This window comes from Streptomyces pathocidini (genome assembly GCF_001418495.1).
Lineage (GTDB): Bacteria > Actinomycetota > Actinomycetes > Streptomycetales > Streptomycetaceae > Streptomyces > Streptomyces pathocidini.
In genome coordinates this window covers 1-6,626 of sequence record NZ_LIQY01000305.1, presented here as the reverse complement: position 1 = coordinate 6,626, position 6,626 = coordinate 1, and the positions used below count along the sequence as shown (strand labels likewise).

Annotated in this window: 4 protein-coding genes; 1 reads left to right on the top strand and 3 read right to left on the bottom strand. The window is 67.5% G+C overall.

What is annotated here, in order from left to right; all coding sequences use genetic code 11:
* Positions 1-102: 102 nt before the first annotated feature.
* The gene (locus tag AOK16_RS15655; RefSeq protein WP_055472856.1) at positions 103-1,716 is read right to left on the bottom strand and encodes an MDR family MFS transporter; all 1,614 of its coding nucleotides are present in this window, start codon (positions 1,714-1,716) and stop codon (positions 103-105) included.
* A 100-nt stretch (positions 1,717-1,816) separates the two neighbouring features.
* Here AOK16_RS15655 and AOK16_RS15650 point away from each other — a divergent pair, with 100 nt between their 5' ends.
* A complete protein-coding gene (locus AOK16_RS15650) occupies positions 1,817-2,389 on the top strand; it encodes a TetR/AcrR family transcriptional regulator (protein ID WP_055472855.1) in 573 nt (190 codons plus the stop codon).
* Positions 2,390-2,438: 49 nt separating this feature from the next.
* Here AOK16_RS15650 and AOK16_RS15645 read toward each other — a convergent pair whose 3' ends face one another.
* Positions 2,439-3,173, bottom strand: a complete 735-nt coding sequence (locus AOK16_RS15645; protein WP_055472854.1) for a M23 family metallopeptidase — start codon at positions 3,171-3,173, stop codon at positions 2,439-2,441.
* A gap of 555 nt (positions 3,174-3,728) precedes the next feature.
* Positions 3,729-6,254 (bottom strand): ATP-dependent Clp protease ATP-binding subunit, encoded by a 2,526-nt coding sequence (locus AOK16_RS15640; protein WP_055472853.1) that lies wholly within the window; start codon positions 6,252-6,254, stop codon positions 3,729-3,731.
* Positions 6,255-6,626: the final 372 nt, after the last annotated feature.

The following is a 6,626-nucleotide window of genomic DNA, read 5'->3' as shown; positions in this document are numbered from 1 at the left end:
GGGGGGGCGCGTCACTGGTCACACGACGATGCTGGCACGCACCACTGACAAAGGCCCCCGGCGCCTTGGCGCCAGGGGCCTTCACGGCCGGGTCGGCCCAGGTCAGACGGCCTCTGCAACCGTCGCCTTGCCCTGCGGAGCGTCCCCACCCTCCACGGACCCGGTCGGCTTGGAGCCCGCGCCGCGCAGCGCCACCTCCTTGACGAACCAGGCCGCGGCGAACGCGATCACGGCGATCGCGGAGCCGAGCAGGAAGGCCGAGTGGGTGCCGGAGGCGACCGCGTGCTGGTAGGCCTCGCGCACCGCGTCGGGCAGCTTGGCCAGGCTCGCGGCGTCCAGCTGGGCGGAGTGCGAGGTGGCCCCGGCGGCGGCCGAGCCGCCCCGCTCGGTCATCTCCTGCTGCACCTGGTGGTTGAAGATCGCGCCCATGATCGCGACGCCGAAGGAGCTGCCGAGTGTGCGGAACAGGGTGGCCGTGGAGGACGCGACGCCCATGTCCTTCATCTCGACGCTGTTCTGCGCGACCAGCATCGTGATCTGCATCAGGAAGCCCATGCCCGCGCCGAGCACCGCCATGTAGAGGCCGGAGGTCAGCCGCGAGGTGTCGGTGTCCATCTGGGCGAGCAGGAACAGGCCCAGCACCATCAGCCCACCACCGGCGATCGGGAAGACCTTGTACCTGCCGGTCTGGGTGGTGACCCGGCCCGCGAACAGCGAGACGACCATCATCGACAGCAGCATCGGCAGGAGCAGCAGCCCGGAGTTGGTGGCCGAGGCGCCCTGGACCGACTGCTGGAACAGCGGCAGGAAGAGCACCGCGCCGAACATCACGAAGCCGGTCAGGAAGCCGATCACGGACATCAGCGTGAAGTTGCGGTTCCGGAAGATGTGCAGCGGCACGATCGGTTCTGCGGCCCTGGTCTGCGAGAACACGAAGCCGACGAGGGAGGCAACGCCGAGCGCGATCAGCTCCATGATCACGGCCGAGGTCCACGCGTACTCGGTGCCGCCCCAGGTCGTGACCAGCACGATCGAGGTGATGCCGACGGTCAGCAGCGCGGCGCCGAGATAGTCGATACGGGCCTTGGTGCGCTTCTTCGGCAGGTGCAGCACGGCGGTGACCATGGCCAGGGCCACGGCGCCCAGCGGCAGGTTGATGTAGAAGCTCCAGCGCCAGCCGAGGTGGTCGGTGATGGTGCCGCCGACGAGCGGGCCGCCGATCATGGCGAGAGCCATGACTCCGGCCATCATGCCCTGGTACTTGCCGCGCTCCCGCGGCGGAATCAGATCGCCGATGATCGCCATGACGCCGACCATCAGACCGCCGGCGCCCAGTCCCTGGATCGCCCGGAAGCCGATCAGCTGGCCCATGTCCTGGGCCATGCCGCTGAGCACGGAGCCGATCAGGAAGATCACTATGGACGTAAGGAAGCTGCCCTTCCGCCCGTACATGTCGCCGATCTTGCCCCAGATCGGGGTCGAGGCGGCGGTCGCCAGGGTGTAGGCCGTCACGACCCAGGACAGGTGCTCAAGGCCGCCGAGTTCGCCGACGATCGTGGGCATCGCGGTACCAATGATCATGTTGTCGAGCATCGCGAGCAGCATCGCGATCATCAGCGCGAGCAGCACGATGCGTACGGAGGCCTGCGGTTTGCCCGACGGGGCCGCCGACGGCTCCTCCGATCCGGGCTGCGCGGCTGCGGGGGGCTGTGACATGGCCTGACTCCTACTTACTTGCCGACCGGCTAGTGACTACACTGGGAAGGTAGACCGACTACTAGCCGGGCGTCAAGTAAGTATTGGGGAGAGCAGCACGATGGGCAGCACACCACAGGCGCGGCGGGGCAACACCCGCGCGCGCATCCAGGACGTAGCCCTGTCGCTGTTCGCCGAGCAGGGGTACGAGAAGACCTCGCTGCGGGAGATCGCCGAGCATCTCCAGGTCACCAAAGCGGCCCTCTACTACCACTTCAAGACCAAGGAAGACCTGGTCATCAGCATCTTCGACGACCGGCGCAAGCCCTTCGACGAGCTGATCGAGTGGGGCGGGAAGCAGCCCCGCACGCTGGAGACCAAGCAGGAGCTGCTGCGCCGCTACAGCGCCCTGCTGGCCGACGCCGGCCCGCTCTTCCGCTTCATCCAGGAGAACCAGGCGACGATGCGGGAGCTGAGCATCGGCGAGAGCTTCAAGGTGCGCCTGTTCTCCCTGTTCGACCTGATCAAGGAGCCGGACGCCCCGCTGGGCGACCAGGTCCGCTGCATCAGCGCGCTCTTCACCATCCACGCGGGCACGTTCGCCCTCAAAGACATCGAAGGCGACCTCGAGGACAAGCAGAAAGCCGTCCTCGAGGTCGCCTTGGAGTTGGTCACCTCGGCCCATCACGCGTAGACCGGTTTGCGACCGTGCCCGGAGTCCGGGCGTCACACGCTCAGGTGCGTCACGGGTTCACGCCGTGCGAGCGCAGGAAGTGCAGCGGCTCGACCGCGAAACCGTAGACCGGCTGGGTCCGGGTCTCGAAGTGCAGGTGCGGGCCGGTGGAGTTACCGGTGCTGCCGGACTTGCCTATCTCCTGGCCGGTCGTGACCTGCTGGCCGACCCGGACCTCCAGCTTCGAGAGGTGGCCGTACTGGGTGTACGTGTTCGCACCGTGCTTGATCACGATGTTGTTGCCGTACGCGCCACCCCAGCCGGCGGTGACGACGGTGCCGGTGTGGGCGGCCCTGACCTTGGTGCCGGTCGGCACGACGAAGTCCTGGCCGGAGTGCTTGTTGGCCCAGTGGCTGCCGCCGAGGCCGAAGGTCGAGCCGAGCGTGTACTTGTCGACCGGGGTGGTCCAGGAGGCCGGGGTGATCTTCTTGGCCTCGCGAGCCTTGCGGTCGGCGGCGGCCTTCTCGGCGGCGCGCTTGGCGGCGGCGGCCTTGGCCTTGGCAGCGGCGACCTGGGTGTCGGCGGCCTTCTTCTGACCCTCGGCCTGGGCCTTCACGACCTGGGACAGCTTGGCGGCGGTGTTGACGGCGAGCAGCTCACCGCCCTGGGGAGCGGGGGCGCCCGCAGCGGCGAACGCGACCCCGGTTCCCAGTGCCGCCGAAGCTCCCATTCCCACGGCCAGGATCGCGGCACGGCGGCGGACGGTGGCCTTCGGGGTGCTGGTCTTCTGGGTGTGCTTCGTCATGCGGGCTTTCCTCCAGAGAGAGACTCGATCCCGGCTGCGTTCCGGAATCGCTCATCCTTGGTAACCCGCCTTTTCCGAGGCGCCAAGCGGCCTTTCTACTAGCCGATGTCGTAGAAAAGGGGCCTGATTCGCCGCCCTCGGCAGGCCTTTGCGGACACCGTCAAAGGCCTCGGAAACCCGCCCTCGAATCCCGCGCCTCCTCCTTCTCCCACAGGACGGTGGAGCTCAGGCCTGGGAAACACGGGGGCACGAGGCCGTGGGCCCTGGTTTGCCGCATGCACAGAACGCGCACTTCGGACATTTCACCCCATGTGGCTACTATTCCGTGCCGTACGTGAGCCAGCCCACGTGCGTCATGTCACCGGCGCATAAGATCAAAAGGCAATTCCGCGGGTCTTGTGTCTGTCCGTTTCGGGACCAAAGGCCCACGGTGGAATCCGCCCGCGAATACGGCGCCCCCGCCGCACGACAAAGGGCTGGGCCCGGAACCGTGTGCACGGTTCCGGGCCCAGCCCTTTCTACGGCTTTACCGGGTCTACGGCTTTACAGGGCGCCTCAGACGTCCTTCGTCAGGTTGGGACCCGACCCGCCCGCCGCGGACTCGATCGGGGGGACGTCGGGCAGCGCCGACTTCTCCTCGCCGCGGAAGGTGAAGGTCTTCTCCTCGCCCTCGCCCTCGATGTCCACGACCACGATGTGGCCGGGACGCAGCTCCCCGAAGAGGATCTTCTCGGAGAGCACGTCCTCGATCTCCCGCTGAATCGTCCGGCGCAGCGGCCGGGCGCCCAGGATCGGGTCGTAGCCCTTCTTCGCGAGCAGCTTCTTGGCCTCGCCGCTGAGCTCGATGCCCATGTCGCGGTCCTTGAGCCGCTCGTCCACCTTGGACAGCATCAGGTCGACGATCTGGATGATGTCTTCCTGCGACAGCTGGTGGAAGACCACCGTGTCGTCGACACGGTTGAGGAACTCCGGCCGGAAGTGCTGCTTGAGCTCCTCGTTGACCTTGGCCTTCATCCGCTCGTAGCCGGTCTTGAGGTCGCCCCCGGCGGCGAAGCCGAGGTTGAAGCCCTTGGAGATGTCCCGGGTACCGAGGTTGGTCGTCATGATGATGACCGTGTTCTTGAAGTCCACGACCCGGCCCTGGGAGTCGGTCAGGCGACCGTCCTCCAGGATCTGCAGCAGCGAGTTAAAGATGTCCGGGTGGGCCTTCTCGACCTCGTCGAACAGGACGACCGAGAACGGCTTGCGGCGCACCTTCTCGGTGAGCTGGCCGCCCTCCTCGTACCCGACGTAGCCGGGAGGCGAGCCGAAGAGGCGCGAGACGGTGTGCTTCTCGCTGAACTCCGACATGTCGAGCTGGATCAGCGCGTCCTCGTCGCCGAAGAGGAACTCCGCCAGCGTCTTGGACAGCTCCGTCTTACCGACACCGGACGGGCCGGCGAAGATGAACGAGCCACCCGGGCGCTTCGGGTCCTTCAGACCGGCGCGCGTACGGCGGATCGCCTGCGACAGGGCCTTGATGGCGTCCTTCTGGCCGATGACGCGCTTGTGGAGCTCGTCCTCCATGCGCAGCAGCCGCGAGGACTCCTCCTCGGTGAGCTTGAAGACCGGGATGCCGGTGGCCGTGGCCAGAACCTCGGCGATCAGCTCCTCGTCGACCTCGGCGACGACGTCCATGTCGCCGGCCTTCCACTCCTTCTCACGCTTGGCCTTCGCCGCCAGCAGCTGCTTCTCCTTGTCGCGGAGGGATGCCGCCTTCTCGAAGTCCTGGGAGTCGATGGCCGACTCCTTGTCCCGGCGCACGTCGGCGATCTTCTCGTCGAACTCGCGGAGGTCCGGCGGAGCGGTCATCCGGCGGATGCGCATCCGGGAGCCGGCCTCGTCGATCAGGTCGATCGCCTTGTCCGGCAGGAAGCGGTCGGAGATGTAGCGGTCCGCCAGAGTGGCGGCCGCCACGAGGGCCGAGTCCGTGATCGAGACGCGGTGGTGCGCCTCGTAGCGGTCCCGCAGGCCCTTGAGGATCTCGATGGTGTGCGGCAGCGACGGCTCCGCGACCTGGATGGGCTGGAAGCGGCGCTCCAGGGCCGCGTCCTTCTCCAGGTGCTTGCGGTACTCGTCGAGCGTCGTCGCACCGATGGTCTGCAGCTCACCGCGGGCCAGCATCGGCTTGAGGATGCTGGCGGCGTCGATCGCGCCCTCGGCGGCGCCCGCACCCACCAGGGTGTGGAGCTCGTCGATGAACAGGATGATGTCGCCGCGGGTGCGGATCTCCTTGAGCACCTTCTTCAGGCGCTCCTCGAAGTCACCGCGGTAGCGGGAGCCGGCGACCAGGGCGCCCAGGTCCAGGGTGTAGAGGTGCTTGTCCTTGAGGGTCTCGGGCACCTCGCCCTTGACGATGGCCTGGGCCAGGCCCTCGACGACCGCCGTCTTGCCGACGCCGGGCTCGCCGATGAGGACCGGGTTGTTCTTGGTGCGGCGCGAGAGCACCTGCATGACCCGCTCGATCTCCTTCTCGCGCCCGATGACCGGGTCGAGCTTGGATTCGCGGGCGGCCTGGGTGAGGTTGCGGCCGAACTGGTCCAGGACGAGGGAGGTCGAGGGCGTGCCCTCGGCCGGGCCGCCGGCGGTGGCGGCCTCCTTGCCCTGGTAGCCGGAGAGCAGCTGGATGACCTGCTGCCGCACCCGGTTCAGATCGGCGCCCAGCTTCACGAGAACCTGGGCGGCGACGCCCTCGCCCTCGCGGATCAGGCCGAGCAGGATGTGCTCGGTGCCGATGTAGTTGTGGCCGAGCTGGAGGGCCTCGCGGAGCGACAGCTCCAGGACCTTCTTGGCACGGGGGGTGAAGGGGATGTGCCCGGACGGGGCCTGCTGGCCCTGGCCGATGATCTCCTCCACCTGCTGGCGGACCGCCTCGAGCGAAATCCCGAGGCTCTCCAGGGCCTTAGCGGCGACACCCTCACCCTCGTGGATCAGGCCCAGGAGGATGTGCTCGGTGCCGATGTAGTTGTGGTTGAGCATCCGGGCTTCTTCCTGAGCCAGGACGACAACCCGCCGCGCACGGTCGGTGAACCTCTCGAACATCGTTAATCGCTCCTCAGAGCGGTCAGAAAGATCGGGGACGATCCCCTCCCTGTCCTTCCGCATGCTAGTCCCGCAGGGCGGGACAGCTCATTCCAACTGCCGACACCCGTCCGGATCACCCCCGCGCAGGCGGGGAAAATTACTGCCGAACAGCTGACATCTGCTCCAACTCGATGGTGCGAGACGATGTTCCCGCAGGCCAGGCGGATACCCTCGATACCACTACGCCGATGGCGAACGCCACCGGCTCCGGCCCGCGCGTCGCCCCTCCCACTAGGGAAGTCTTACCCTCCGGCACTGACACTCCATGCGGCGCGGCCGGGTTCCATCCGCTACGGGCGAACACCCCCGCGCCCTCGGACGCCCCCGCAC

Coding starts and splice junctions, on each gene's coding strand:
- AOK16_RS15655 (WP_055472856.1), bottom strand. CDS start 1,716: ATGTCACAGCCCCCCGCAGCCGCGCAGCCCGGATCGGAGGAGCCGTCG.
- AOK16_RS15650 (WP_055472855.1), top strand. CDS start 1,817: ATGGGCAGCACACCACAGGCGCGGCGGGGCAACACCCGCGCGCGCATC.
- AOK16_RS15645 (WP_055472854.1), bottom strand. CDS start 3,173: ATGACGAAGCACACCCAGAAGACCAGCACCCCGAAGGCCACCGTCCGC.
- AOK16_RS15640 (WP_055472853.1), bottom strand. CDS start 6,254: ATGTTCGAGAGGTTCACCGACCGTGCGCGGCGGGTTGTCGTCCTGGCT.